The 24,687-nt window shown below is 48.3% G+C and carries 24 protein-coding genes and 1 riboswitch; of the genes, 18 read left to right on the forward strand and 6 right to left on the reverse strand.

Annotated features, from left to right (window positions below; all coding sequences use genetic code 11):
• Positions 1–11: 11 nt before the first annotated feature.
• Positions 12–116: riboswitch (SAM riboswitch) on the forward strand.
• 73 nt (positions 117–189) lie between these two features.
• The 3 genes from KNO79_RS06440 to KNO79_RS06450 are packed head-to-tail and all read left to right on the forward strand — an operon-like array spanning position 190 to position 2,691.
• The gene (locus tag KNO79_RS06440; RefSeq protein WP_047795298.1) at positions 190–1,011 is read left to right on the forward strand and encodes a MetQ/NlpA family ABC transporter substrate-binding protein; all 822 of its coding nucleotides are present in this window, start codon (positions 190–192) and stop codon (positions 1,009–1,011) included.
• 11 nt (positions 1,012–1,022) lie between these two features.
• Positions 1,023–2,057: a methionine ABC transporter ATP-binding protein gene (locus KNO79_RS06445; RefSeq protein WP_012726345.1), complete on the forward strand. Its 1,035-nt coding sequence runs from the start codon at positions 1,023–1,025 to the stop codon at positions 2,055–2,057.
• Positions 2,029–2,691 carry a methionine ABC transporter permease gene (locus tag KNO79_RS06450; RefSeq protein WP_012726344.1) on the forward strand — a complete coding sequence of 221 codons (663 nt, stop codon included), beginning with the start codon at positions 2,029–2,031 and terminating at the stop codon, positions 2,689–2,691. Before KNO79_RS06445 ends, KNO79_RS06450 begins: the two co-directional genes overlap by 29 nt.
• 29 nt (positions 2,692–2,720) lie before the next feature.
• On the opposite strand, the gene KNO79_RS06455 is transcribed toward KNO79_RS06450, so the two are convergent.
• Positions 2,721–3,116, reverse strand: coding sequence for a Spx/MgsR family RNA polymerase-binding regulatory protein (locus KNO79_RS06455; protein WP_012726343.1), 396 nt, complete (start codon positions 3,114–3,116; stop codon positions 2,721–2,723).
• Positions 3,117–3,277: 161 nt separating this feature from the next.
• Between KNO79_RS06455 and KNO79_RS06460 the strand changes: the two genes are divergently transcribed.
• The 5 genes from KNO79_RS06460 (at position 3,278) to KNO79_RS15625 (ending at position 8,674) form a co-directional block, all read left to right on the forward strand.
• Positions 3,278–3,661, forward strand: coding sequence for a DUF302 domain-containing protein (locus tag KNO79_RS06460; protein ID WP_214690880.1), 384 nt, complete (start codon positions 3,278–3,280; stop codon positions 3,659–3,661).
• Positions 3,662–3,760: 99 nt separating this feature from the next.
• Positions 3,761–5,059 carry a hypothetical protein gene (locus KNO79_RS06465; protein ID WP_214690881.1) on the forward strand — a complete coding sequence of 433 codons (1,299 nt, stop codon included), beginning with the start codon at positions 3,761–3,763 and terminating at the stop codon, positions 5,057–5,059.
• Positions 5,056–6,312: a hypothetical protein gene (locus tag KNO79_RS06470; protein ID WP_214690882.1), complete on the forward strand. Its 1,257-nt coding sequence runs from the start codon at positions 5,056–5,058 to the stop codon at positions 6,310–6,312. The genes KNO79_RS06465 and KNO79_RS06470 overlap by 4 nt, the downstream gene beginning before the upstream one ends.
• The gene (locus tag KNO79_RS06475; protein WP_214690883.1) at positions 6,309–7,610 is read left to right on the forward strand and encodes a hypothetical protein; all 1,302 of its coding nucleotides are present in this window, start codon (positions 6,309–6,311) and stop codon (positions 7,608–7,610) included. Before KNO79_RS06470 ends, KNO79_RS06475 begins: the two co-directional genes overlap by 4 nt.
• Before the next feature lie 158 nt (positions 7,611–7,768).
• A complete protein-coding gene (locus tag KNO79_RS15625) occupies positions 7,769–8,674 on the forward strand; it encodes a methyl-accepting chemotaxis protein (protein WP_214690884.1) in 906 nt (301 codons plus the stop codon).
• Positions 8,675–8,695: 21 nt separating this feature from the next.
• Here the strand turns inward: KNO79_RS15625 and KNO79_RS06485 are convergent, their stop codons facing one another.
• Entirely contained in the window at positions 8,696–9,349 is a 654-nt protein-coding gene (locus tag KNO79_RS06485; protein WP_214690885.1) for a M48 family metallopeptidase, read from the reverse strand.
• A gap of 116 nt (positions 9,350–9,465) precedes the next feature.
• On the opposite strand from KNO79_RS06485, the gene KNO79_RS06490 reads away from it, so the two are divergent.
• The 3 genes from KNO79_RS06490 to KNO79_RS06500 are packed head-to-tail and all read left to right on the forward strand — an operon-like array spanning position 9,466 to position 13,041.
• On the forward strand, positions 9,466–10,638 hold the full coding sequence (locus tag KNO79_RS06490) for a MalY/PatB family protein (RefSeq protein WP_214690886.1): 1,173 nt from the start codon (positions 9,466–9,468) through the stop codon (positions 10,636–10,638).
• A 55-nt stretch (positions 10,639–10,693) separates the two neighbouring features.
• On the forward strand, positions 10,694–11,905 hold the full coding sequence (locus KNO79_RS06495) for a hypothetical protein (RefSeq protein WP_214690887.1): 1,212 nt from the start codon (positions 10,694–10,696) through the stop codon (positions 11,903–11,905).
• The gene (locus KNO79_RS06500) at positions 11,902–13,041 is read left to right on the forward strand and encodes a hypothetical protein (protein WP_214690888.1); all 1,140 of its coding nucleotides are present in this window, start codon (positions 11,902–11,904) and stop codon (positions 13,039–13,041) included. The genes KNO79_RS06495 and KNO79_RS06500 overlap by 4 nt, the downstream gene beginning before the upstream one ends.
• 62 nt (positions 13,042–13,103) lie before the next feature.
• Here KNO79_RS06500 and KNO79_RS06505 read toward each other — a convergent pair whose 3' ends face one another.
• Together KNO79_RS06505 and KNO79_RS06510 are read right to left on the reverse strand one after the other, a co-directional pair.
• Positions 13,104–14,117, reverse strand: coding sequence for a tyrosine-type recombinase/integrase (locus tag KNO79_RS06505; protein ID WP_214690889.1), 1,014 nt, complete (start codon positions 14,115–14,117; stop codon positions 13,104–13,106).
• A 15-nt stretch (positions 14,118–14,132) separates the two neighbouring features.
• Positions 14,133–14,894 (reverse strand): GGDEF domain-containing protein, encoded by a 762-nt coding sequence (locus tag KNO79_RS06510; protein WP_251127146.1) that lies wholly within the window; start codon positions 14,892–14,894, stop codon positions 14,133–14,135.
• Positions 14,895–15,516: 622 nt separating this feature from the next.
• On the opposite strand from KNO79_RS06510, the gene KNO79_RS06515 reads away from it, so the two are divergent.
• From KNO79_RS06515 to parC, 3 genes are all read left to right on the forward strand, one after another.
• The gene (locus KNO79_RS06515) at positions 15,517–15,921 is read left to right on the forward strand and encodes a CoA-binding protein (protein WP_074037001.1); all 405 of its coding nucleotides are present in this window, start codon (positions 15,517–15,519) and stop codon (positions 15,919–15,921) included.
• Positions 15,922–16,047: 126 nt separating this feature from the next.
• Positions 16,048–18,015, forward strand: a complete 1,968-nt coding sequence (parE, locus tag KNO79_RS06520) for a DNA topoisomerase IV subunit B (protein WP_074037925.1) — start codon at positions 16,048–16,050, stop codon at positions 18,013–18,015.
• A 2-nt stretch (positions 18,016–18,017) separates the two neighbouring features.
• Positions 18,018–20,423 (forward strand): DNA topoisomerase IV subunit A, encoded by a 2,406-nt coding sequence (gene parC / locus KNO79_RS06525; RefSeq protein WP_214690891.1) that lies wholly within the window; start codon positions 18,018–18,020, stop codon positions 20,421–20,423.
• Between the two features lie 32 nt (positions 20,424–20,455).
• Here the strand turns inward: parC and KNO79_RS06530 are convergent, their stop codons facing one another.
• The gene (locus tag KNO79_RS06530; RefSeq protein ID WP_214690892.1) at positions 20,456–20,968 is read right to left on the reverse strand and encodes a DinB family protein; all 513 of its coding nucleotides are present in this window, start codon (positions 20,966–20,968) and stop codon (positions 20,456–20,458) included.
• 124 nt (positions 20,969–21,092) lie between these two features.
• On the opposite strand from KNO79_RS06530, the gene KNO79_RS06535 reads away from it, so the two are divergent.
• From KNO79_RS06535 to KNO79_RS06545, 3 genes are read left to right on the forward strand one after another with little or no spacing between them, the layout of a single operon-like run.
• A complete protein-coding gene (locus KNO79_RS06535) occupies positions 21,093–21,710 on the forward strand; it encodes an NUDIX hydrolase (protein ID WP_159562321.1) in 618 nt (205 codons plus the stop codon).
• An 11-nt stretch (positions 21,711–21,721) separates the two neighbouring features.
• Complete coding sequence (locus KNO79_RS06540; RefSeq protein WP_214690893.1) at positions 21,722–22,435, forward strand: MBL fold metallo-hydrolase; 714 nt, start codon at positions 21,722–21,724, stop codon at positions 22,433–22,435.
• A 15-nt stretch (positions 22,436–22,450) separates the two neighbouring features.
• Positions 22,451–22,903 carry a GNAT family N-acetyltransferase gene (locus tag KNO79_RS06545; protein ID WP_012726325.1) on the forward strand — a complete coding sequence of 151 codons (453 nt, stop codon included), beginning with the start codon at positions 22,451–22,453 and terminating at the stop codon, positions 22,901–22,903.
• Between the two features lie 132 nt (positions 22,904–23,035).
• On the opposite strand, the gene KNO79_RS06550 is transcribed toward KNO79_RS06545, so the two are convergent.
• On the reverse strand, positions 23,036–23,563 hold the full coding sequence (locus KNO79_RS06550) for a GNAT family N-acetyltransferase (protein WP_374193973.1): 528 nt from the start codon (positions 23,561–23,563) through the stop codon (positions 23,036–23,038).
• Between the two features lie 270 nt (positions 23,564–23,833).
• Between KNO79_RS06550 and KNO79_RS06555 the strand changes: the two genes are divergently transcribed.
• Positions 23,834–24,682 (forward strand): transporter substrate-binding domain-containing protein, encoded by an 849-nt coding sequence (locus KNO79_RS06555; protein ID WP_214690895.1) that lies wholly within the window; start codon positions 23,834–23,836, stop codon positions 24,680–24,682.
• The last annotated feature ends 5 nt before the right edge of the window (positions 24,683–24,687 follow it).

Here is a 24,687-nt window from a genome sequence, read left to right on the forward strand (position 1 = left end):
ATAGAACCGATTGCTTATCAAGAGTGGTGGAGGGACTGGCCCGATGAAACCCGGCAACCAGATCAGAAATGATCATGGTGCTAATTCCAACAGACGAGACGTCTGGGAGATGAGCGTGTCCGACTTTCACGTGTCGTGCCCGCCGCTCTTTTTGAGTAGCGGGCTTTTCATTTGGAGGAGGAATCATTCATGAACATCAAACAAAAAACCATTTTGGCAGGTACATCTATCCTTGCGGCCATCGCACTCTCAGCGTGCGGACAATCCGAGGCGAGCGAGACGCTCAGCACGAAAGAGCTGACGATCGGCGTCACTGGTGGACCACACGAACAGATCGCCGAGAAAGTACAGGAGCTCGCAAAAGAAGATGGGCTTGAAATCGACATCAAAGTATTCAACGATTACAACACGCCGAACACGGCTCTCGATGAAGGGAGTCTCGACGTGAACAGCTATCAGACGCTCTCGTTCCTCGAACTGCAAAAAGCGGACAAGGGGTATAAGATTGACGACGTCTTCAAGACGGTCGCTTTCCCGATGGGGCTCTATTCAGAGAAATTGACGGATATCAAGGACTTAAAGGAAGGCGATAAAGTGGCCGTCCCGAACGACCCGGCGAATGAGCTCCGTGCGTTACGACTATATGAAACGGCTGGGCTCATCACATTAAAAGAAGGATTGACGGATAAAGCAACGAAGCGCGACATTGCTGAGAATCCGCTCAACCTCGAATTTATTGAACTCGAAGCATCCCAACTGCCGACGCAACTCCCGGAAGTGGCACTCGCAGCTATCAACACGAACTTCGCGATGGGAGCGGGTCTATCCATTAATGAAGATGCCCTCTTCCATGAAGATACGGTCGATAACCCGTATCCGAACTATGTCGTCGTCCGTTCAGCCAATAAAGAAGATGAAGTCGTGAAGACGCTCGAGTCTTACTATCATTCAGAGGAAGTACGTGCCTTCATCGAAGAAGAATTCAATGGTTCGGTCGTGCCGGCGTTTTAAGGAGGGGTCTTATGATTGAACTGAAACAAATCACCAAGGAGTTCAAGGTCAACGGAGACACAATCACGGCACTCGATGATGTCTCCCTCACGATTGAGAGAGGAGAAATTTTCGGAATCATCGGACGAAGTGGTGCCGGTAAGAGTACGCTCATCCGGATGATCAATCTTTTGGAGCGTCCGACATCAGGGGTTGTCGAGATTGAGGGACAAGATATCACGCTCCTCAAAAAGAAAGGGTTGTCGACGTTACGCCAGCGAATCGGTATGATCTTTCAGCACTACAACTTGCTGAAGACTGCGACCGTCGAAGAGAATGTCGCCATCCCGCTTCGTCTCGAAGGTCTGGGGAAGCAGGTCATCCGTGAACGGGTCGACCGCTATCTCCAAATCGTCGGACTGAGCGAACATCGGAACCATTACCCTGAACAATTGTCGGGTGGACAGAAACAACGTGTCGCCATTGCGCGAGCGCTCGCCCACGAGCCTGATATTCTCCTCAGTGATGAAGCGACAAGTGCACTCGACCCTGAGACGACCGAGTCGATTTTAGAGTTACTGCTCGAAATCAATCGCGAGCTCGGATTGACGATTTTCTTGATCACACATGAGATGGAAGTCATCGAACGAATCTGTGACCGGGTCGCCGTCATCGATCGTGGCCAAATCGTTGAACAAGGACACGTACTAGACGTCTTCTCCAATCCGTCACACGAGACGACCCAGAAGTTTCTTAAGACAAACCTCGACGTGCCGGAAGAAGTCGTCTCGGAACTCCAGACTCGGGGAACGCTCGTCCACTTGTCGTTCATCGGCAGTCAGACAGAACAAGCAGTCCTGGCACAATTGACCAAGCGGTTCGGCATCCTACCGAACATCATCGGAGGCGGAATCAAGAAGTTAAAGGCGGGGCTTGTCGGAAACTTGCTCGTCCATCTTGACGGGGATCATGATCAAACGGAACTCGCCGTCCGTTATTTGAAGACGAGCGGCGTACATGTGAGGGAGGTGTCAAACCATGCAACAGTTTTGGACAGACTGGGGTGACTTAATCTGGACAGGAACGGTTCAAACGTTGACGATGACGAGCATCGCGCTTTTGATCTCGACCTTGATCGGATTGCCGCTCGGGACGTTGCTCGTTTTGACGAGACCGAATGGCAGACTCGCAAACCGATTCGTCTATGGTGGCTTATCGAGCGTTATCAACGTCATCCGTTCCATCCCGTTCATCATTCTGTTGTTCTTCATCTTACCGTTCACGCGGTTCATCATGGGGACGACAATCGGCGTGCAGGGCGTCTTGCTCCCCTTGATCGTCTTCACCGCTCCGTATATCGCTCGACTCATGGAGTCTGCACTACTCGAAGTCGACCGCGGGGTCATCGAGGCGTATGAGGCAATGGGAATCTCGACGAGAAAAATCATCTGGTACGTCCTCATTCGAGAAGCTCGGTCTTCCATCGTTCTCGGATTGACGATTGCGACGATTGGGTTGATTGGAGCGACGGCCATGGCCGGACTCGTCGGAGCAGGTGGGCTAGGTGATATCGCCTATCAATACGGACATCTCCGTTTCGAACCGGAAGTCATGTACGTGACCATTTTCGTCCTCATCCTCCTCGTTCAATCCATCCAATCCTTCGGGAATCGACTGGCGGCAAAATTGAAAAAGGCATAAAAAGAATCGTGTCGCGAAAGCGACACGATTTATGCGTTATGGAGCAGACGTTTCAGTTCGGCGATGCGGTCATGTCTCGGGATGAACGTCCGAATCTCTTTCTCACTGAAACCGACCTGGATGCGATGATGATCGAAGACGATCGGACTTTTCAGGATTTGAGGATTCGAGGCGACGAAGCTATATAGCTCACGAATCGACATCTCGTCAAGTTTCTCTGCCGCTTGTTTATAGACACTCTTTTGGACCGACAACAAATCGGTCGTCCCATTTTCCGTCAGGCTCAACATCTCTTTGAATTCTCCGAAGGATAAACCTTGGTCTGTCAATTTCTTTTCGATGAAGGGAATTTTTTGTTCCCGTAACCAATCAATCGTTTTTCTGGAAGAACTGCAGCTTGTATGCGTGAATACCGTGACCGTCACGACAACCACTTCTCCTTTACATCAGTTTGGTTCTAACTATTATCTCCTTTTATACGTTCGAGTGCGTGATTATGTTTCAAATCACATACAGTTTCTTTTTGATTGAGCATGACTTCGTTCGGGTACAGATTTCATGAGTAACCACATAAGGAGGAATGAAGATGTTTGACTATACCGTACAATCTGACCGTACCGTGGATGATGTTGTCATTCGTCTCGGAGAAGCATTGAAAGAAGAATCATTCGGGGTGCTCTGGGACTTTGATTTGAGTGAGACGCTCGAGAAAAAGGGACAGAGGATTGATGGGAAGTATCGTATCTTAGAAGTATGCAATCCGAAGGCGGCAAAAGAAGTGCTGTCGCAACAATTAGAAGGAGGCTACTTCCTTCCATGCAAAATCGCGGTGTTCGAAAAAGAAGACCATACCCAAATTGGTATGCCGAGACCGACTGAATTAATTCGCCTCATCGATGACGAATCGTTACAAGCCGTCGCGTTAGACGTCGAGTCCCGATTGCAACGTGCCATCGACCAAAGTAAATGATTGTTCTACCATCCGCTCATGAAACGTGAGCGGATTTTTTTCGTATAGGATAGTTAGATAATGGTAAAATTGGATGATGAGATTATAGGAGGGGATATTTTGTACAAAAGAGGAATCATGATGTTACTTAGTGCTTCATTTTTAAGCGCTTGTGGGGCATCTAATATAGAAGTCATTCAACTAGATTACATAGAGGATCAATGGAACGTGGAAAGCTATTCAAAAGAAGGAGAGATGATTAAAGTTCATGAGTCAAAAGAAGTATTGGCTGCATGCGAAGGGGAGCGTGCAACCGAATTAAAGGGTGACATTACGGTATATCAAACGGCGATTGCAGGGAGAACCGAGCCTGTTTCAGCAATGACCCCATATACGATGAAAGTCGTGACGTACTTAGAAGGTGACGAACGGTATGCCGTATGTCGTGAAAGCTACACCAATCAACTGATGGCGGAAGCGATTGACTCGTTTCCAGACTTTGTGAATACAAGTGACGGAATTCGACTTCCACAACTCCCTCGTATTCATCAGACATCTTCCGCACTACAAGATAAGTTGGTGGAAGCAGAAGGATTGGACATCGACGGGAATTCCATCACCCCGTTCCCGCATACGTTATTAGAAATCGAACCGGCGCTCTACGGCGAACTTGAAATGAAACTTGATGGCAAGGTGATTCGTTATCCGATTGCGCAGTTCGAGCCGCGAGGATTTGAGATGCCGAATCAACAGATTGCCATCGGATATGATAACAAGACGTTTCGTCCATATATTCTCTACTCGTTCGACGGTCAATTTTTTATGCCTCACCCGATCGAGTTTGGTGAGTTAGATGCCCCTGAGTCAAAAGAGAATACGGTCTATTCCGAGCTGGAAATCAAGACAGTCGCTACAGTTCGCGAACTGAACGAAGGAGAGGAGCATCAGTTCTATACTTTTTCGTATTTGAAAAACGGGAAACGTGTGTCCGAAACGATGACGATTCGCTTCGTTCCTGGGACATTGCTAAAAGACGGTGAAGAACCGGACCCGATGTTTGAAGATTGGTTGCCTGTTGAAGAAGCCGGGCCAAGGGTCATCGTCCATCGCCACCCATACGATGGAGGGGCGATGGAATTCGCAGAATATAGTGAGGCCACTAAAGAGGAAGCGAAAGAATTGTTCGACATCATCAATCAGGCAGACCCCGTCGATCGTCACGGAGAAGATTCAGAATATCGATATTTGACTTTATCAGACGGTTGGAAGGGTCAAGTATTCGAAATCAGCTATCAAAAGCGTTCGAAAAAAGTTGATATCTATTTAACGGACCCGCTCCGCGATCAAACATTTAAATTATCGAGCGAAGGAGCGGAAGCGTTCTTAGACATATTTCCGCGCCTAAGGGAAACATTATGAAGCGAATTCTTTTACTCATTTGCTGTATTGGTTTGATGACAGGTTGTGATGATGAACAGATGGATGTCGTAAAGATAGACTACCTCCCGGAACACTGGAATGTGAAAGATCTTCAATCAGGTCATATGGATGCCAAGTCGGTGATGTGGACGGCCGATTTACTCGATGCGTGTTCTGGTAAAGCAATTTCACGAATCGAAGAAGACGTCACCGTCTATCATTCGTATGAATTGAATCGAAAGTTCGATGATGCACATAAAAACGTGATGTATATGGAAGGAAATCGACCATACGCCGTTTGCTATGACAGTGCATCTGAACAGATAAGGGCGGAAGAGATAGATGAATTTCCTCACTTTGTTCATACGGAAGAAGGGACCGACATCTTGAGTACGTCAACGATTCGCTCGGGTACACATGAAGAATTGAAAGAAATGGAACAGAAAGACGAAGGTCATTTCTATCCTGCTCCCATCCGTCTCCTCGAAGGGACGATGATTCATGTGACACCCTCATTATATGGCCAAATCGATTTAACGATTGGAGATCAACAAGGACTGTTCCCCATTTCACATTTAGAGCCATTTAGTGCCCAATCGGAAGAAGTAGGAATCGCGCTTGGGTATGACGAACAATCGAAAGAAGCGTATTTTTATTATGAGAAAGAAGATGGATTGACGACCATACTTCCTTTAGTCGTGTGGAATGAAAAAGAACATAAACACATGCCGATTCAATTCGAAGGGCTACAAGTAGAACAGGTACTTCGGGAAGACATTCTTAAACCTGGTGTCAAGACGCCTCTCTACACGTTCTCCTTCATTGAAGATGGGAAACGTGTGAATGAGGAGATCAGTTTAACTTATTTGAATGGTGAATTTTCGACACATGATCCTGTTCAAAACGCTAGCCATTCAAATGGTCCATTCGTTTATGTTCATGAGAAGCCATTAAACGGTGCGCTCGATATTCAGTACCCAAACGTGCTAATGGCTGAAGAGAACGACATATCAGATCTGATGAATGCGATTGATGACGCAATACCTGTCAAACGTGCTGGAGATGTGACTGACTATTCGCGTCTCACGATCATCGATGGTTGGGGTGCTCAAGAATTTCAGTTAAGTTTCAAGGAACGATTCAAAAAAATCGATGTCTATCTGACGGACCCGCTCCGCGATCAAACATTCAAATTATCAAGCAAAGGAGCGGAACGGTTCTTGGATCTATTTCCGGAGGTGAAAGAGTCATGATGAAACGAATGCTATTGATGTTAAGCACAGTCGGGATTTTGTCGGGTTGTGCTGGAGAACAGATGGATGTCGTAAAGTTGGACTATATGCCTGAGCAATGGAACGTGGGCGATTTGTATTCGAATCAGATGGATGCCGAGTCGGAGACGTGGTCGACTGCAATTCTCGGCGCTTGTACGGGTGAACCGCTCACTCAGATCGAGGGGGATGTAACGGTTTTCAATTCATATGCGGTGAATCGGAAAGTCATGATATCAGATTATGATCCGAGCTCATATAAATTGGTGACTTTCTTGAAAGGAAAAGAAAACTACACCATTTGCTATGATGGAGACTATTCCAACATGAAATTAGGGAAGATTGATGAACTACCGGACTTCCTCGATTTATCAGCGGGTATCAAAGTCCCGAGCGTCCCGAAGATGAAAGCGGGTACGAAAGAGGAAGAACACGTCGCAGAACAGAGTGACCCATCCGAGTACCTTGGGATGCCCATCAACCTGTTCGAAGACACGATGATTCATTTGACCTCTCCTTTGAATGGCGCGATTGCGTTAACAGTAGGTGAACAGGAAGGAATCTTTCCCATCTCGACCATTGAACCATATAATGCGCAAATGGGAACCGCAAAGATTGCACTCGGATATAATGACAAATTGAAAGCCGCTCACTTTTACTTCGAAACTACGAACGGTACGACATCTATTCAACCTTTCCTTGTATGGGATGAGAAAGACGGCGCACATGTCCCCATCCAGTTCGAAGGATTACAAGTCGAACGGGTCCTCCAGACGGATACATTAGAGCCGGGGGTTAAGACACCTCTTTACATATTCTCATACATAAAAAATGGGAAGCGTGTGAAAGAAGAAGTCAGCTTGACGTACACGAAGGGCGAGTTTGCCACGAAAGATTCCATTAAAGAATCCACTGAAGCAGGACTCATTGCAAATCCTTCCGTTCCGCGAGGTCCGTTTTTCTTTCTCCATAAAAAACCGTTAGATGCGGAGGCCACATTGAATTATCCGGATACATTGCGTGCGGCTGGCATCGACATGTCTGATTTGATGAACGCATTTAAGGAGGCAGAACCGGTGGATCGAGCTGGAGAAGTGGGGGACTATCCCCTTCTCACCATCATAGATGGATGGAAAGGGCAAGAATTTCAGTTAAGCTTCCAGAAACGGTCTAAAAAAGTAGATGTCTATGTGACGGATGAAACACGAAACCAAACGTTCAAACTGAGCAGTGCAGGGGCGGAAACGTTTTTCTCCTATTTCCCTGATTTAGATGAGTGAAAGGCGCCCCTCGGCGTCTTTTTATTTGGTAAATACTTCAAACCCAAGATATTGACCTTCTGTATAAAAAGAGAGTAATGGAATGTTATGGGATACGTTACACTGAAATTCACGATTTAGTACGAACATCCTAAGAATAAGAAAGGTTGCTATCTATAATGAGTACTTTGAACCAAAAAGGAATTCAATCTGCAGACGTTTTTCAATCCATTGAAACGAATATGGCGATGATTCGATTCGACCGTCAACGCCGGGTCGTCGATGTGAACGATACGTTTGCGAAAGCAATGAAATATAGACGCGAGGAGATGATTGGCATGCAGCATCACTTGTTCTGCCCTTCTTCCTTTGTCAATAGTCCAGAGTATTCGGCATTTTGGGAGAAATTATGGAATGGTTTCAGTTTCTCGGATAAAGTGGAGCGTGAGAATGCAAAAGGGGAAACCATTTGGCTCGAGGCGACGTATATGCCGATTTTTGAAGGAGATGATGTCATCGGTGTCGTCAAGATCGCATCGGACATCACCGCACGGCAACAAGTGATTGAGGATTATGCGTATCGCTTTAAATCGATGACCGATGTGCTCGACGAACGGGCAAAGACAGGCATGCAAGACACGAAAGTATTGAATGAAACGATTGAAAAGCTTGCAAAAGATGCCGCGGACAACCTCCATGCCCTTCAGAACTTGCGTCGTCAAGCCGATGACATCGCGAAAATTGCCTCGTCGATCAAAGAGATTGCGGCACAAACGAATCTATTGTCCCTGAATGCTGCCATCGAAGCGGCACGAGCAGGTGAACACGGGCTTGGATTTAATGTGGTTGCGACTGAGGTCCGCAACCTCTCCCGTATGGTTGAACGTGCGGTCATCGACGTCAACTCGAACACGGAAGGGATGAACGTCGAGCTTCGGAAAATTGTAGAAGGTGTCACTGCGTCCAATCAAGAGATTCAGTTAAGTGCAAAAACGATGGAACAGACGATGGAGCGATTCCATACGTTCGAGCAGGCAGCAGCCGAGTTACATGATACGGCCGACACATTTACATCCAACCTGTGAACCGATTGACCCTACACGGGGTCAGTCGGTTTTTTTGAGTCGTAACGTATGTCCGTGTCGTTTCAACCAATCTTTCGCTGTAGCGGTATTCGGATAGATCGTTTGTAACGTGCTCCAAAAAGAAGGGGAGTGATCGAAGTGAACGAGATGCACCCATTCGTGAGCGATGACGTAGTCCATCATCTCTTTTGGCGCCAGCATGAGGCGAACATTAATGGAGATGGTTCCATTCGAACTACATGATCCCCAGCGTGTCTTTTGGTGACCGATACGAATCTTTTTCGCTTTAACGCCTAAGATCTTTTCATAAATTGGTGCCCGCTCGATCGCATAGTGTAAGGCACGTTCACGAAGCCAAATCTCATACTGTTTCCAGAGTGTAGCGTCGTCCCATGCTTCCGAAACCCAAAAAGACGTGCCGTCATGCCGAAGCGTCCGCCCGCTGTCTCTTCTGACCGGGTAATGCTCTCCGTGAAGCACAAGTCCGCGATCAAGAACGGACATCTGTTGAGGAAGATTCTGCAACGTCTCACGAATCCATGTGTCGTGCTCTTCTAGTGCGCGGTCGACGAGACGTTTTGGTAATCGAGCCGGGACTCGGAGTTCGATTCCTTCCGGTGTGACATAAAAGGCAGCTCTTTTTCTTCGTTTGTTTCGAATGACGGTAACACGCATTGATGTGCCTCCTTTCTTATCTCGATAGAGTATAACGAAGTCGGCAAAAAACTGCCATGCTTTTTTTGGCACGTAGTCGAATCAACTTTGATACAGTAAGAGTAGGAGGGATGAACATGAAATCAATTTTACAACAACAACTTGAACGTAAAGGGACGAATTCGGTGAAGTGGGATGGGTTGGAACGATGGTTCCGTTTGTCAGAAGACGTGTTACCGCTATGGGTAGCGGATATCGACATCCGTACTGCACCGTCCATCTCCGAGGCGCTCGCTATAAAAGCCGCTCAAGGGGAATTCGGGTATACATTGTTCGCACCTGAAGCGCAGAAGGCGGTCAGTGATTGGTACGGCCGACGTCACGATTTAATTGTTGACCCGAACCATGTGTTATTCTCTAGCGGTGTCGTGCCTGCGTTGACGCATATCGTCGAGGCGTTGACTGAAGTCGGAGATGGCGTCGTCATCCAGTCACCTGTCTATCCACCATTCCACGAACTCGTTGTCGGTTCCAAGCGACAAGTGTTCGATGCCCCGTTGAAAAAAATTGACGAGCGCTACGAGATGGATTTTGTCGCACTCGAGGAAGCGATGAAACAAGCGAAACTCTTCCTACTCTGTTCCCCACATAATCCAGTTGGGCGTGTCTGGACGAGAGCAGAACTAGAAAAGGTCGTAGAACTCGCGGATCAATATGAGGTGATTGTCGTCGCTGACGAGATTCATGCAGATTTGACATTCCCGTCTCATAAACATACCGCAATCGGCACACTCGACTCGCGTGTCATCACGGTAAGTGCGCCCTCAAAAGCATTTAATATCGCCGGATTATTTGCGTCCTACATCATTTGTCCGGTCGATGAGTGGCGGAAGCAAATCACGAAAGTACAGAACAAACATCATGTGCTCCCGACACCGTTCGCGAACACGGCTATCATCGCCGCGTATACCGACAACCGCGCGGAACGTTGGCTCGACCAGTTGCGAGAAGAATTGGAGCAACAAATGAATGACGTGATCGATTCCATCGAATCAAACCTTCCGATGCTCCATACGACCCGTCCGGAAGCGAGTTATCTGCTTTGGCTCGACTTCTCGGAGTTACCGATGTTTGCCGAGGAGCGGAAGTCATGGCTTCATCATGAGGTTCGGATCTTCTTGTCACCGGGTGGTCCGTTCGGTCCTCAAGGTGAAGCGTTCGAACGGATGAATATCGGGACTCGTCGTGAACTGTTGGACGAGGCGATTCATCGGCTGAGCGCGCAAATGAAGCGAAAAGCGTTTGTGTAAAACGAGAATCGGGAAAAATTCACAATGAGATGATGAAAGAAAGTGAGTGGATGGGATGGAGACGATCAACTGGAAGAAAAAGATGGAGGAACAGTTAAGGCGTAGCGGCTTCACCTTGCAAGTCGAAAACATGTCCAATATCCGCTTGACTGAGATTCTTGCGAGTTCTTCTCCATTGATCTCTTATCCGCTCCGAGTCCGTTTATATGAGCGGATGGGTTGGCTCATGTGTACGGTCGATTCGCCAACGCTCGATCGGAATGAAGACCATCCGTTATTTGAACGAATGGTGACCGCCGTCTTTGAACGGATTGTGCGTCACCTTTATAACGGATATGGTTTTCATATCTTGACGTTTATCGGGGATACGGGAAATTACATCGCCCCGAAAGATTCGGAGACAGGGGAGGTCGTGCGTCTCGTCGCCCACCTTTGGAATGACCGGTCGTACATTCACCTTGACACCTTTGAAGAGTATCCAGCCTTATACGTGACGCCGCCATGGGCACATCAAGCCTATGCCATCGAAAGCACAGAGGATGAGTGGGTTATATACGCAGGGAGAGGGGGGAGGCCGTCGACCGATTATCGTGCGGACGGTGTCGAATTGAAACCTCATCGTCTATCGGATGGTGAGCTCTTCTTCCCGGTGGATCGGATTTCGAAAGAGAAAGGAACCCTCGCCCTGGCCGAATGGCTTCGACTCGAAAGGCGAGAAGTCGAGGACTTTATGATGTCCTTCATGCAGACAATCCGGAAGTTCGATCCGTCGTTTGGATTCGCATGGGGTGGGACCGAAACCTTTTTTCATGGTGTACCGGTTGAACCGTACGCGCAGGTGCTCAGGCTCGAAAGTGGGAAACGTCGCTATCGCGTCATGAACAATACGGCAAAACGACTATTTGCCGCCTCGGACGATCCGAACGAGTGTCTGAAGGAAGTGAGTCGAACACTAGGGACAATCACGCTCCCTGAACGGCGTGTCTCAGCCCTCGGTCAATTGATCATGGGGATCTGGCAACAGTTTGAGACCGATGAAGAGACGTACATTCAAGAAGTCGCGTTTCGTGACATCTCCAAATTCCAAATGGAAGAAAAGATTGGACATGCTCTCGCGAATCAACAACGGATTCGCTGGATCGACAAGAATCATCCGCATCAGGATGTGATTGAATATGCTCATCTTCGTATCACGTTCCCGAAACGACCACCTGGGCTTGTTACAGTCGAACCCGCTGAATCCGGACAAGAGAGAGGTGCTTTATGAGAATCGTTGACGCACGAGCCATGCCAATCGATCATGAAGATGTGATCGCCATTACCCCTTCCTCTGTCTACTATCGCGAGAAGATGGATCGAACGACATTCTCGCTCTATCGCTTTGACGAAGAGGACGGTGTGATCACACAATTGAACCGAAGGGAGTACGCGGATTATGGTTATCCCAAGCTTTTCGTCGATGGAGACATCGTCTACTTTATAAATGAGGTTCCAGACGGTGAAGGGGTAGTCAAGACAGAATTGATTGCCTTCTCTTACAAGTCAGGCACCGAAGAAGTTGTCACGACGTTTGAGAAGCGTGGGAATAGCACATTGTTCTGGGTATTGGATCATCGTTACTTCCTCTTTTTGACGGTGTTTGAATCATCGGATGAAGCATGGCTTTATGACCGGGTGACCAATCAACGGGAGCGTATCCGAGATGAGCGCCTCGTCGGTAAGACGGAACGATTCCGAGAATTATATTTGTTTACGACCACATTCGCCGGTGTTCCATACATCGTCTGTAACGCAAGACTCGATGAGTTTGACTATTATAATGCACTCGATGATGGGCGCATCTCTCCTGACGACCCGATTGACCATTCCGAGGCATTATTGATTTGCCCACTTGAAGAGGCGGTCGAGGCGATATGGGATCATCGGGACGAATTGCCATTCGATGATGTCCTTCGTCTACAAGGGGAAGGGGACACGGTCCAATATCTCGGAGAAAATGAAGGGACGCTTCGATTCTCCGCTTTTGTTGACTCGTTAAATAAGGAAGTCATCTATGATTTGACGGCTCCCGATGTCTTGAATGAAGTATCGGTCGTCGATTGGGGTGCCTATGAACCGATTGATTTCACTTACGACGATATAAGTTCGACGATTTTCATCAAAGTTGATGAGACGGATATGCACTCAGAAGTCATTGACCTCGCAACCGGTGCGCGTTATATCGACGTGGAACCGTTCGAACGCGTCATCGGTCACCGCTATCTCGTCCATGAATATTCGGAAGGGCTAACGAGCGGTGTCGTGATCTTCGATTTAGAATCGGAAGAACGTCTCACTTATGACAATGCCTATTTTATGGTCATCGATGATGCCATATTGATATTGTCAATGTCTAGCATATAAATATAACCACCACCCATCATATAGGTGGTGGTTATATTTGGTTATATAGTTTACATAACATATTATTGTAAACCTGATATTGCGTGTTTTTTCCGTTCGTCTCCGATATGGGCATAGACTTGTGTCGTTGCTACAGATTCATGTCCGAGAAGCTGCTGAATCGTGAGCACATCGACCCCACCCATCGCGAGACGTGAGGCGAAGGTGTGACGCAACTTATGCGGCGTCACCTGCTTATAGCTCAAGAACGGAAGGTAATGCTTCAAACGGTCAATATGACCTTTCAACATATGTTGAACCGTTCGTACAGCGATTCGATTTCCCTTCTCATTTTGGAACACCGCACCTTCGCTCGACGCGTGGCGATATTCAGAGAGGAGCGGAAGAAGTGGCTTTGCAATTGGGATCAATCGTTCCTTGTTCCCTTTACCGATGACCCGAATCGTCCCGGTCTCGAGATTGATATCGGACCAATTGAGTCCGACAAGCTCGGATACGCGCATACCTGTTAGTCCGAGTAACTGTATGATTAAAAAATCACGTGCACGATTCAGTTCGTACCAACTCGCCTCGCGATTCGTCATGCCGACGTTGCTACGTACAAGCGTCGAGAAATCGAGCCATTCCGATTCCGTCAAATAAACGGGATTCCGTTTGCCGCGCTTCGGACGTTCCACGGTTTGAAAGGGATTCACCGTCGCTTGATTGGTCTCGATTAAGTAATTGAAGAGTGACTGTAACGTTGAAAGCTTCCGATTGATGACGCTTGGAGCGTTTTCGAGATCGAGGGCAAGATAAGTCGCATACGCTTCTGCACCGGCATGGTCAATCTCTGTGAATGATGCCAAGTCAATCGTTTCAGACTCTAACTCGGTACCGCTCACGCGCTCGACCCAACGAAAGAAATCTAAAACATCATACACATAGCGTTGGGCCGTCTGTTTGGAGTAGTGCTTTGCTGCTAAATGATGAAAAAACTGTTGGATGAATGCGGGTAGTCGGTGCAACCCGTTCAACTCGAAGCGTTTCGTCGTCGTCGGTGTCTGCCGCTGTCCAAGTTGACCGAAAATACTCATGGAATGCCCCTTTCTTCATGTGGTTCTCACTTGATTCTTTCCGTTGCGCTTCCCTTCACGAAGGAAGTCATCTGCCTCTTTTATAATCTCTTCTACCGTATCGTGACCAGTACGAACCGCAAGTCCGAATGTCATTGTGACCTGAAGTCTTTCCCCTGCGTAATAGAGAGGGATTGACTCGATTTGCTGTCTCAATTGTTCGGCGATTGTAAGGAAGTTATCGCATGGACTCGAAAAGAAAATCAGGAATTCCTCGCCTCCCCATCGGACTACAATGCCGTCGACGTCGGATAGGATGCTGGCGACTTGTTGTAGCACCCGGTCCCCACAATCATGTCCGTAAGTCTCGTTAAATGATTTGAATCGATCAATGTCACCGAGGACGAGTGCGTATGGAATGCCTTCATGAGCGGCTTTGTCGATTGCTTTGGAAACCTGTTCATGCCCGACTTTTCGGTTCAATAGTCCGGTCAATCCATCCGTCGAGGCGAGAATTTGCAACCGCTCATTAGATTGTTCGAGTTCATCTGTCACTTCGACAACGGCTGACTCAAAGATAAAGGAGAGCCCTGCAATCATCATCACGGTCGATAGGATACAAAAGAGTCCGAGCGCTTGTTCTATCTGTATCGGTAAGGTCTCGATGCCGTCAGATACATAGATGAATAGAAGGCTATAAATCAGCATGGCAATGGCCGTGGTGAAGATGCGTTGGCCTCTTGATACGCTTGGAATGAAAAAGACACCGTATGCCATCATGAGGATAAAATAATGCATGTTGATCTCCCAGCCGAGTATAACGGTCGAGATGACGGTGTTGTAAACGACTTCGATAAAAAGTCCGGCAAAGAAAATTCCGTACCACCTTTTATGTACAAAATAGAATGAAATCGTGTAGTAGATCACACTCAAGCCATTTGATAGGAATAAGAGAGTCAAATCCAGAAGATAAAACAAGATGCAAAATAGGAAGTGAACCAACCAGGCGATAACGTTGCCGTAAAAAGTAATACGTTCATTATATAGTGTTCCTCGACGAGTTTCATAGGTTGTTCCCATCGCACACCTCCTTTCTTTTAGTATAACGAAACAATGAACAAATTTATATAAATGTCCGAAAAACGGATTCAAAAAACGCTCTTATCTCGTATGTATTATTGCGTGAAATAGATATTTCACGCAATGTTCATGAATTGCGTGATTGTATCTCAATCGAGTGGTTAATCGACCGATTGATTTTATAGCAAAATAAATGGTAGACAATAATTTGTTATGTAAACCATATTGGTTTGTCTTGAAATTGTAATGTTGAGTCATTATACCTTATGATGAAAATAAGACTTGAAACAGGAAGGAAGGTAACGTTACACTGTAAACGTAAACCAAAGGGGGATTTTGGATGGATGATCAGCGTTTGAAGCAACTTTTGTCTGAAGCGAAGACCATCGCGGTCGTCGGTGTGTCCGACAACCCGAACAAGACGGCCAACCAGATTGCGGAGTATTTGCTTCGTGTCGGGTATACCGTCATCCCTGTCAACCCGATGCTCGAGGAGTGGAACGGTCGTAAGGCGTATCCGTCCGTCGAGAGCATCCCGGGTAGAATCGATATCGTCGACGTGTTCCGTCGCAGCGAATTTTTAGCGGGTGTCGCGGAAGATGCGGTACGACATGGGGATGTCGGGCTCGTCTTCAACCAGCTCGGTCTCTCAAGTGCTGAGGCGGAGCAAATCGTGCGTGACGCCGGGCTCGATTATATCGAGAACCGCTGCCTGTACGTGGAGCATGCTCGTCTACTCGGATAAGACCTACCTCCTTGGTAGGTCTCCTTTTTTTCAGCGATGGCTGACAAGGGAGGCTTGCCAGAATCGATGAACAGCTATACAATAGGAAAGAAAAACGAACGTGTGTTCGAAATTGAGGTGACTGCTATGTCAACAGATCTATTTAATTACAATGAAGACGCCATCCAGGTGCTCGAAGGACTCACGGCCGTGCGGAAACGACCGGGGATGTACATCGGGTCAACCGACCATCGCGGACTTCACCATCTCGTCTATGAGATTGTCGACAACGCGATCGATGAGGCGCTCGCCGGGTTCGGCGGTCAAATCGATGTGACGATTCATAAGGACGATGCCATCACGGTCCGTGACCACGGCCGCGGGATGCCGACAGGAATGCACGCCTCTGGAAAGCCTACCCCAGAAGTCATTTTTACGGTCCTTCACGCTGGAGGAAAGTTCGGACAAGGCGGATATAAGACGTCTGGTGGACTCCACGGCGTCGGTGCTTCGGTCGTCAACGCCCTATCAAGCAAGGTCGTCGTGACGATTTATCGTGACGGAAAAGTGTTCGAACAGACCTTTGCAGACGGCGGTGTGCCTCAAACGACACTGATTGAGACAGGCAAGACACGCCAAACCGGCACGAGTGTCTATTTCAAACCGGATGCGACCATCTTCTCAACGACGACGTATAACTATGACACGCTCGCCGAACGCCTCCGTGAATCGGCTTTCCTCTTAAAAGGATTGACGATCACGCTCACTGATGAGCGTACGGAGAAGCAAGAGACGTTCCATTACGAGGAAGGGATTGCCGAGTTCGTCCAATACTTGAACGACGATAAGGCGACACTCCACCCAATCGTCTATTTCGAAGGGGTCGAGAATGAGATCGAGATCGAACTCGCGTTTCAGTTCACGGACGCCTATTCCGAAAATGTGCTCTCGTTCGTCAACAACGTCCGGACACGCGATGGTGGAACGCACGAGGTCGGTGCCAAGACGGCGATGACCCGAATCATGAACGAATATGCACGGAAGAACGGTTTACTCAAAGAGAAAGATAAAAATCTCGACGGCGGCGACGTCCGTGAGGGACTCACGCTCATCGTGTCGGTCCGGATCCCGGAGGAATTCCTCCAGTTCGAGGGGCAGACGAAGTCGAAACTCGGGTCACCGGAGGCACGTGCGAGCGCTGACAGCGTCATGGCGAAACAGTTGACGATCTTCCTAGAAGAGAACCCTCAGATGGCGACGATGCTCATCAAGAAGGCGATTCGTGCGGCACAGGCTCGCGAGGCGGCCCGCAAGGCACGGGAAGAGGCCCGTAACGGGAAGAAAAAGAAACGCTCGAGCATCTTGAACGGAAAATTGACGCCTGCGACGTCAAAGAATGCTGCTAAGAACGAGCTCTTTCTCGTCGAGGGTGACTCGGCCGGTGGTTCAGCCAAACAAGGGCGGGACCGTACGTTCCAGGCTATCCTGCCGCTGCGCGGGAAGGTCATCAACTCGGAGAAGTCGAAACTCCAGGACATCATGAAAAACGAAGAGATCAACACGATCATCCATGCAATCGGCGCCGGGGTCGGTCACGATTTTGATTTGGACGACTGCAACTTCGACAAGGTCATCATCATGACGGATGCCGACACGGACGGTGCACACATCCAGGTGCTCCTCCTCACGTTCTTCTTCCGTTATATGCGACCGCTCGTCGAGGCGGGCCGCGTGTTCGTTGCCTTGCCACCGCTCTATCGCATCTCAAAAGGGAAAGGCAAGTCCGAACAGTTCGACTATGCCTGGGACGAAGAGGCACTAGAGAAGCTCGTCAAAGTGTATAAGAAAGGCTATATCCTCCAACGCTACAAAGGTCTTGGCGAGATGAACGCGGACCAGTTATGGGAGACGACGATGAACCCGGACACTCGTACACTCATCCGTGTCACAGTCGACGATGCGGCCGTTGCGGATAAGCGTGTGTCTGTCCTGATGGGCGACAATGTCACGCACCGTCGTGAATGGATTGAGGAGAACGTCGCCTTCGGACTCCAGGAAGATGATTCGATCATCGCCAATGAACATGTGACTAAAGCGATTGAGGAAGTGATGTAACGATGTCGACGATTCAACACATTTTAAACCTATCTCTCGAACAGGTCGTTGGAGACCGGTTCGGGCGTTACTCAAAATATATCATCCAAGACCGCGCCTTACCGGACGCACGTGACGGACTCAAGCCTGTACAGCGCCGGATTCTATATGCGATGCACCACGAGGGGAATACGAACGATAAGCCGTATCGGAAGTCTGCGAAGACGGTCGGGAACGTCATCGGGAACTATCACCCGCACGGTGACTCGTCCGTCTATGAGGCGATGGTACGTCTCTCGCAAGATTGGAAACTCCGGTATCCGCTCATCGACATGCATGGGAACAACGGATCGATGGATGGTGACCCGGCGGCGGCCATGCGTTACACGGAAGCCCGTCTCTCGAAGATTGCGGGTGTCATGTTGACGTCAATTGCGAAGAATACGGTCGATTACACGCCGAACTTTGACGATTCAACGGAAGAACCGCTCGTCTTGCCGTCGCTCCTCCCGAACCTGCTCATGAACGGAACGACAGGGATTTCAGCCGGTTATGCGACGGAGATCCCACCGCATAATTTGACAGAAGTCCTCAACCTTGCCATCGCACGTTTGAATGGCCAGGTCGATATCGCTAAAGATGCGCTCGAGTATGTCACAGGTCCTGACTTCCCGACCGGGGGGACGGTCATGGGTAAAGACGGTATCCTAAAGGCGTTCGAGACCGGTAAAGGGAAGGTCATCATCCGGGCGAAGTCCGAGATTGAGCAATTAAAAGGTGGCCGTGAACAGATCACGATCACAGAACTTCCGTATGAAGTGAATAAGGCGAACCTCGTCAAAAAAATGGAAGAGCTCCGCCTCGATAAAAAGGTCGAAGGCGTCGCAGAAGTCCGTGACGAAACAGATCGGACGGGACTTCGGGTCGTCATCGAATTGAAGAAAGAGGCCGACGCAGAAGGTGTGCTTCACTTCTTTTTGAAGCATACGGACTTGCAACTCGCCTATAACTATAATATGGTCTCGATCGTGAACCGGACGCCGAAGCAGATGGGAATCATCCCAATCATCGATGCCTATTTGAAGCATGTCGAAGAGGTCGTGACGCGCAGGACGACGTTCGAACTCGAGCAGGCGAAGAAACGTGCTGAAATCGTCGATGCCTTAGAACAAGCCATCTCGGTCCTCGATGAGACACTCGAATTGATCCGTTCCGCCAAAGACAAGGCGGACGCGAAGAAGAAACTGATGGAGCGGTTCTCATTCACGGAACGACAAGCCGAAGCCGTCGTCATGCTCCAATTGTATCGACTCACGAATACGGACATCGTCGAGTTGCAAAAAGAAGCAAAGGCGCTCCAAAAAGAGATTGCCCGCCTCTCAAACATCCTCGACGTGGACGCGACAAAACGGAAGTTGATCGTGAAAGAACTTACGGCATTGCGTGACGAGTTCGGAGATGACCGTCGTTCGGTCATCGAGTCGGAAGTTGAGGAATTAAAACTGAAGACGGAAGTTATGATTGCTGTCGAAGAGACGATGGTATTCGTCAGCCGTGACGGGTACGTCAAACGTGCCTCGATGCGTTCGTATGGAGCGTCGAGTGACGTTTTACCGGAGATGAAAGAAAAGGATCGTCCACTCCTTACGACTCAAGCCATGACGACGGACCACTTGCTCGTCTGGACGAACAAGGGCAGCTACCTCCTCATCCCGATCCATCAGATTCCAGAATCGAAGTGGAAGGATGCCGGACAACACGTGGCCAACCTCGTTCCGATTGAAGGGGAACAGGTTATCTCGGCAGACGTCGTCTCGACGTTTGATACGGACGCCCATTGCCTCTTCGTGACGAAAGACGGGATGGTCAAACGTACACCGTTACGCGACTACGACGCGCAGCGGAAATCGAAACCACTCATGGCCTTGAAGCTGAAAGGTGACGACGAGGTCGTCTTCGCCGGGATCAGTGACGGTCCAGGGCAGTTGTTCCTTGTTTCAGAGCGTGGATACGGGCTCTGGTTCAAAGAGGATGATGTCCCTGTCGTCGGACAGCGGGCAGCCGGTGTGAAGGCGATGAACCTGAAAGACGGTGACCTCGTCGCCGATGCCTTTTCCTTCTTCACACCACCATTATTCGTTCTCGTGACGCAACGGGGAGCGGTCAAGAAGATGAAGCTCGAGGACCAGTTCGACTGTACGAACCGCAACCTTCGGGGGACGATGCTCATTCGTGAGGTCAAATCAAAACCGCACCAAATCCGTCGTGTGCTTCCGGTACATGGGGATGAGACGCTTCATATCGTTGGGAAAGAAAAAGCAAAGCAAGTGAAGACAAAAACCCTTACGCTACTCGATCGCTATGCCAACGGCTCGTTCGTCTTTGACGAAGACTCGTTCGGTGAAATCGAGGACGTGTATCTCGATTAATCAAAAGACCTGTGATTTGGCTGATTCGCCGTTCACAGGTCTTTTTGTCGTAGCCATGTCTCTAGATCGTGTTGTTGTCGTCGATGGTGCCGCGTGTGCATCTCGATGAGTTTGAACCATTCTCTCGCATTCAGCCAGCCGAACCCACCGTGAAGCGTCTTTCGATTGTCATCTGCATCGTTCAAACGGGATTCCAACGTATCCATCTTTGAGATTAAGATGGTCATGCGTTCTCGCAATCGATCTTTCGAGTCAGTATTGTTCGGTGGTTGATTCATCTCAGGTGGGAGCTCGATTTTTATCGGTGGAAAGTCTCCCCGTTCGAACAACTTTTCTCCAAAAGACGTCTTCTCTCCACCGAGTTCACCCTCACCACGTAGGCAGCGGTCGGCCTCTTCTAAATACTCCTCTGCGACCAAAATGAGATGGTCAAACATTTGTCCAATGGACCAGATGCTCGGGGCATGCTTGTATCGCAAGTCGGACATGGTATAACGTGCGAGATCTTTTCTGAATCTGATTAATTCATAGCGTATCCTCAACATCTCACCTCCATTTTCTTTTAGTATACGTGATTGAAAACTGATGTCAGAGAATGTGAGTTATGAAAAGGAAGAATGCATCAATTTGCCGAAAAAGACATGTAGGACAAAAGATAGGGGGATCTATATGTCTCAATGGCTGACGTGGGCGAAACGGATTCAGGCGCTGTCTCAGGCCGGTCTGACGTTCACGCGTGATCAATATGACCGAGAACGGTACGAAGAGTTACAAGAAATCGTAAGAGAGATGTATGAACGGCACTCGGACTTATCGAACGAGGCTATCTTACAACTCGTTCATGTGGACGGTTATCCGACTCCGAAACTTGATGTGCGAGGCGTCATCTTCAAAGATGACCGAATCCTGCTCGTGAAGGAGCGGTCAGATGGGTTGTGGACCTTACCCGGCGGTTTCTGTGAAGTGAATCGCTCTCCTGCCTCGAATATCATCAAAGAAGTAGAGGAAGAGGCTGGCCTGGATGTGATTCCAGTACGGTTGCTCGCCTTGTTCGATATGCATGAACATCCACACCCACCTCTCTCGGAGCATTATTACAAGCTTTTCATCGAGTGTGCACTGATTGGTGACGGGGAGGGGAGCGCCGGCGTGGAGACGAGTGACGTCGGTTTCTTTGAACGAGACGATTTACCTGAGCTCTCCCTTGCCCGCAATACGATCGAACAGATTCATATGTGCTTTGACGCGCATTGGCAAGAAGAAGACTGGACCACTTTATTCGACTAGGAGGCTCAATGATGCAAGTAATACGATATGGACATATCCATCAACTGACCTTTTACGCTCCCGTACTACCAATCAACGTTCAACTGTTTGAGCATGAGCTCGGACTCGTCTTGATCGACACGGCGCTGGAGCGGAACGCGACCGATATCCTGTCGTATATCGCCGAGCTAGACAAGCCACTCCTCGCGATATTGTTAACGCATGCTCATGGGGATCATGTCGGTGGGGTGGACACCATCAAAGCAGAGCATCCGCTCGCTGAACTCTTCATCTCCCGACGTGATGCCCGCCTCTTATCGGGAGATCGGTCGCTAGAGGAAGAAGAGCAGAATAAGATTCGTGGTTCTTTGCCGACGATTCGTTCTACACCGGATGCGGTACTAGAGATTGGTGAGCGGTTATTCGGTTTACGTGTCCTCGATGCAGCGGGTCATACACCAGGATCGATTGCGTACTATGACGAGGTAAATCGGGTATTATTTGCAGGTGACGCTTTTCAAACTCAGGGAGGGGCAGCGGTGGCTGGAGATGTTCGGCCGTTATTCCCATTACCAGGACTCGCGACATGGAATCGGTCCGTTGCGGTCGAGAGTGCGGAGCGGCTAGTGGACTTGTCACCACTCCTTACTTTCGTCGGGCACGGTCCGCCACTCAAAGGGACACACCGGCTCTATTTGGCGTTGAAACGGGCGAAACGGAAGCAGGCGAGAAAGTTTATCCGTTAACGGGAGGGTTGCACCATGCAGCTGAAAGAAGTTGCCATTCATCAATTTGAGCAAGCCCAACAGATGCTCGAGATTCAACGTAACGCTTATGCGGTCGAAGCGGAACTGCTCGGGTTTGACGAAATCCCGGCGCGCTATGAGACGATCGATGTCATTCAAAACTTACCAGGCACGAGTTATGGCTTATATATCGAGGAGCGGTTGATTGGGTTTGTCACGGTGGAAGCATCTGAGAAAACTGTTGAAATCACGAAACTATGTATCGACCCGACATACTTTCGGGCGAGACTGGCGACGACGTTACTCGAACACATATTGAGCATTCACAAAGGAAAGTTGATTTACGTGCATACGGGCAAGCATAACGGACCGGCGAAGCGTCTGTATACGAAACTTGGATTTGAACCGAGTGCCGAATTCGAACCAGAACATGGCGTCACATTGATCCGATATACGCATACGTCTTAAATTCAAATCTCATCTCACTATCATAAGTATACTAAGATAATGAGATGAGTTATTATTTTTACTGATAATATATGTTATGTAAACTAATAAAACGAGAGCAAAAAAATTGCTCTACATGGCAGTTCCCTATCCTTAAAAAATCTTGTACCAGTACAAAGTCAATTCGATTTGTGGATTCGCGTATTGTTTAATCGAGTCGACGCCTCCAAGTTGAAATCCCTCTCTTTCATAGAAACGGCAAGCAATGAGATTATCGTTCTGCGCTTCAAGCGATAAGCCGATCAGTTGTTTCTCATTTGCCCAATGTTCGGCCGCCTCAAGCAATATTCTTCCGATTCCACGCTTACGATATGTTTGACGGACCGCGATATTTTCAATGTATGCAAATCGACTCCAATCCTTCACGAGTCGGATTTGTCCGACACATTCATCTGCATCCATCGCCAAAAACAGGATGCGACTATCATGTTCGATATATTGTTTCCAGTCTAACCGATCGTCCGGAAATGTTATCTCCGTGACTTCCTCATCTAATTCTTCGACATATGTCCATTTTCCATTCATATAACTTGGTATGATTCGACCGATGATTGGAAATGGATCATTTGCGTCATTTACAATGTGAATGTGCGATTCATCTAAGGCTATGATTCGAATCATATTCATCCGCTCCTACTCTATTGCGTATTTGTTCTTCATTCATCTCTTTTAACTAACTTTCAATCATTATTTTAAGGTCCATCGATTCTGTCTCAATTTAATTTTACTTCTGTATCATTGTTGTGAATTTAGCATTCATCGGAATGATAACGCTTTATGAATAAACGTTTCAAATTTTAAATTCACCTGTTTAAACTATGTTTCACAGTTGCTAGACCGCTGAAGTCATGCTATTTTTAGACAGATGAACCATCTTAAGGAGGAATTCTTGTGAAACGAACGACTAAAGGTTTGGCAGCAACTTTATTTTTAGCAATCCCTCTTGCCGCTTGTGGTGATGATAGCACGAATCAAGCAGATACGACACGCTGGGAAGAGATTCAAGAAGAAGGCACATTGACGGTCGGAACTGCCGGCACCCTCTACCCCGCTTCTTTCCGTGAAGAAGAGAGCGATACGTTGACAGGTTTCGATGTCGAACTCATGAAAGAAGTCGCCAAACGCCTTGATCTCGAAATCGAGTTCAAAGAAATGGCATTTGACAACATGTTAACGAGTGTTCAGAACGGTCAAATCGACATCGCTGCAAATGATATCTCGGTAACAGAAGACCGTAAAGAGAAGTTCGCCTTTTCAAAACCGTATAAATACACTTACGGGACTGCTATCGTTCGCAAGAGCGACCTCTCTGGAATTGAATCACTCGAGGATTTGAAAGGCAAGAAAGCCGCTGGTGAGGCGACGACTGTCTTCATGGATGTGGCTCGAAAGTATGGAGCAGAAGAAGTCATCTATGATAACGCCACGAACGACCAGTACTTGCGCGACGTTTCAACGGGACGGACCGATGTCATCTTGAACGACTATTATCTTCAAACGTTGGCACTTGCATTCTTCCCTGAGTTCGATATCACGATTCATCCGGATATCGCCTATAACCCGCAAGAAGTAGCATTTTTGATGGATAAAGAAAATGACGAGCTCCAGGAGAACATCGACCGTGTACTAGATGAAATGCTTGAAGATGGTACAGTCAAAGAACTATCTGAGCAATTCTATAATGGTGCCGATGTTTCGGTAGAACCTGACGTAGACGCAACAATCGTCGAAACGAAGTAATGTTG

The organism is Exiguobacterium sp. s43 (assembly GCF_018617255.1).
GTDB lineage: Bacteria > Bacillota > Bacilli > Exiguobacteriales > Exiguobacteriaceae > Exiguobacterium > Exiguobacterium profundum.

Coding starts and splice junctions, on each gene's coding strand:
- KNO79_RS06440 (WP_047795298.1), top strand. CDS start 190: ATGAACATCAAACAAAAAACCATTTTGGCAGGTACATCTATCCTTGCG.
- KNO79_RS06445 (WP_012726345.1), top strand. CDS start 1,023: ATGATTGAACTGAAACAAATCACCAAGGAGTTCAAGGTCAACGGAGAC.
- KNO79_RS06450 (WP_012726344.1), top strand. CDS start 2,029: ATGCAACAGTTTTGGACAGACTGGGGTGACTTAATCTGGACAGGAACG.
- KNO79_RS06460 (WP_214690880.1), top strand. CDS start 3,278: ATGTTTGACTATACCGTACAATCTGACCGTACCGTGGATGATGTTGTC.
- KNO79_RS06470 (WP_214690882.1), top strand. CDS start 5,056: ATGAAGCGAATTCTTTTACTCATTTGCTGTATTGGTTTGATGACAGGT.
- KNO79_RS06475 (WP_214690883.1), top strand. CDS start 6,309: ATGATGAAACGAATGCTATTGATGTTAAGCACAGTCGGGATTTTGTCG.
- KNO79_RS15625 (WP_214690884.1), top strand. CDS start 7,769: ATGAGTACTTTGAACCAAAAAGGAATTCAATCTGCAGACGTTTTTCAA.
- KNO79_RS06485 (WP_214690885.1), bottom strand. CDS start 9,349: ATGCGTGTTACCGTCATTCGAAACAAACGAAGAAAAAGAGCTGCCTTT.
- KNO79_RS06490 (WP_214690886.1), top strand. CDS start 9,466: ATGAAATCAATTTTACAACAACAACTTGAACGTAAAGGGACGAATTCG.
- KNO79_RS06495 (WP_214690887.1), top strand. CDS start 10,694: ATGGAGACGATCAACTGGAAGAAAAAGATGGAGGAACAGTTAAGGCGT.
- KNO79_RS06500 (WP_214690888.1), top strand. CDS start 11,902: ATGAGAATCGTTGACGCACGAGCCATGCCAATCGATCATGAAGATGTG.
- KNO79_RS06505 (WP_214690889.1), bottom strand. CDS start 14,117: ATGAGTATTTTCGGTCAACTTGGACAGCGGCAGACACCGACGACGACG.
- KNO79_RS06510 (WP_251127146.1), bottom strand. CDS start 14,894: ATGCATTATTTTATCCTCATGATGGCATACGGTGTCTTTTTCATTCCA.
- KNO79_RS06515 (WP_074037001.1), top strand. CDS start 15,517: ATGGATGATCAGCGTTTGAAGCAACTTTTGTCTGAAGCGAAGACCATC.
- parE (WP_074037925.1), top strand. CDS start 16,048: ATGTCAACAGATCTATTTAATTACAATGAAGACGCCATCCAGGTGCTC.
- parC (WP_214690891.1), top strand. CDS start 18,018: ATGTCGACGATTCAACACATTTTAAACCTATCTCTCGAACAGGTCGTT.
- KNO79_RS06530 (WP_214690892.1), bottom strand. CDS start 20,968: ATGTTGAGGATACGCTATGAATTAATCAGATTCAGAAAAGATCTCGCA.
- KNO79_RS06535 (WP_159562321.1), top strand. CDS start 21,093: ATGTCTCAATGGCTGACGTGGGCGAAACGGATTCAGGCGCTGTCTCAG.
- KNO79_RS06540 (WP_214690893.1), top strand. CDS start 21,722: ATGCAAGTAATACGATATGGACATATCCATCAACTGACCTTTTACGCT.
- KNO79_RS06545 (WP_012726325.1), top strand. CDS start 22,451: ATGCAGCTGAAAGAAGTTGCCATTCATCAATTTGAGCAAGCCCAACAG.
- KNO79_RS06550 (WP_374193973.1), bottom strand. CDS start 23,563: ATGATTCGAATCATAGCCTTAGATGAATCGCACATTCACATTGTAAAT.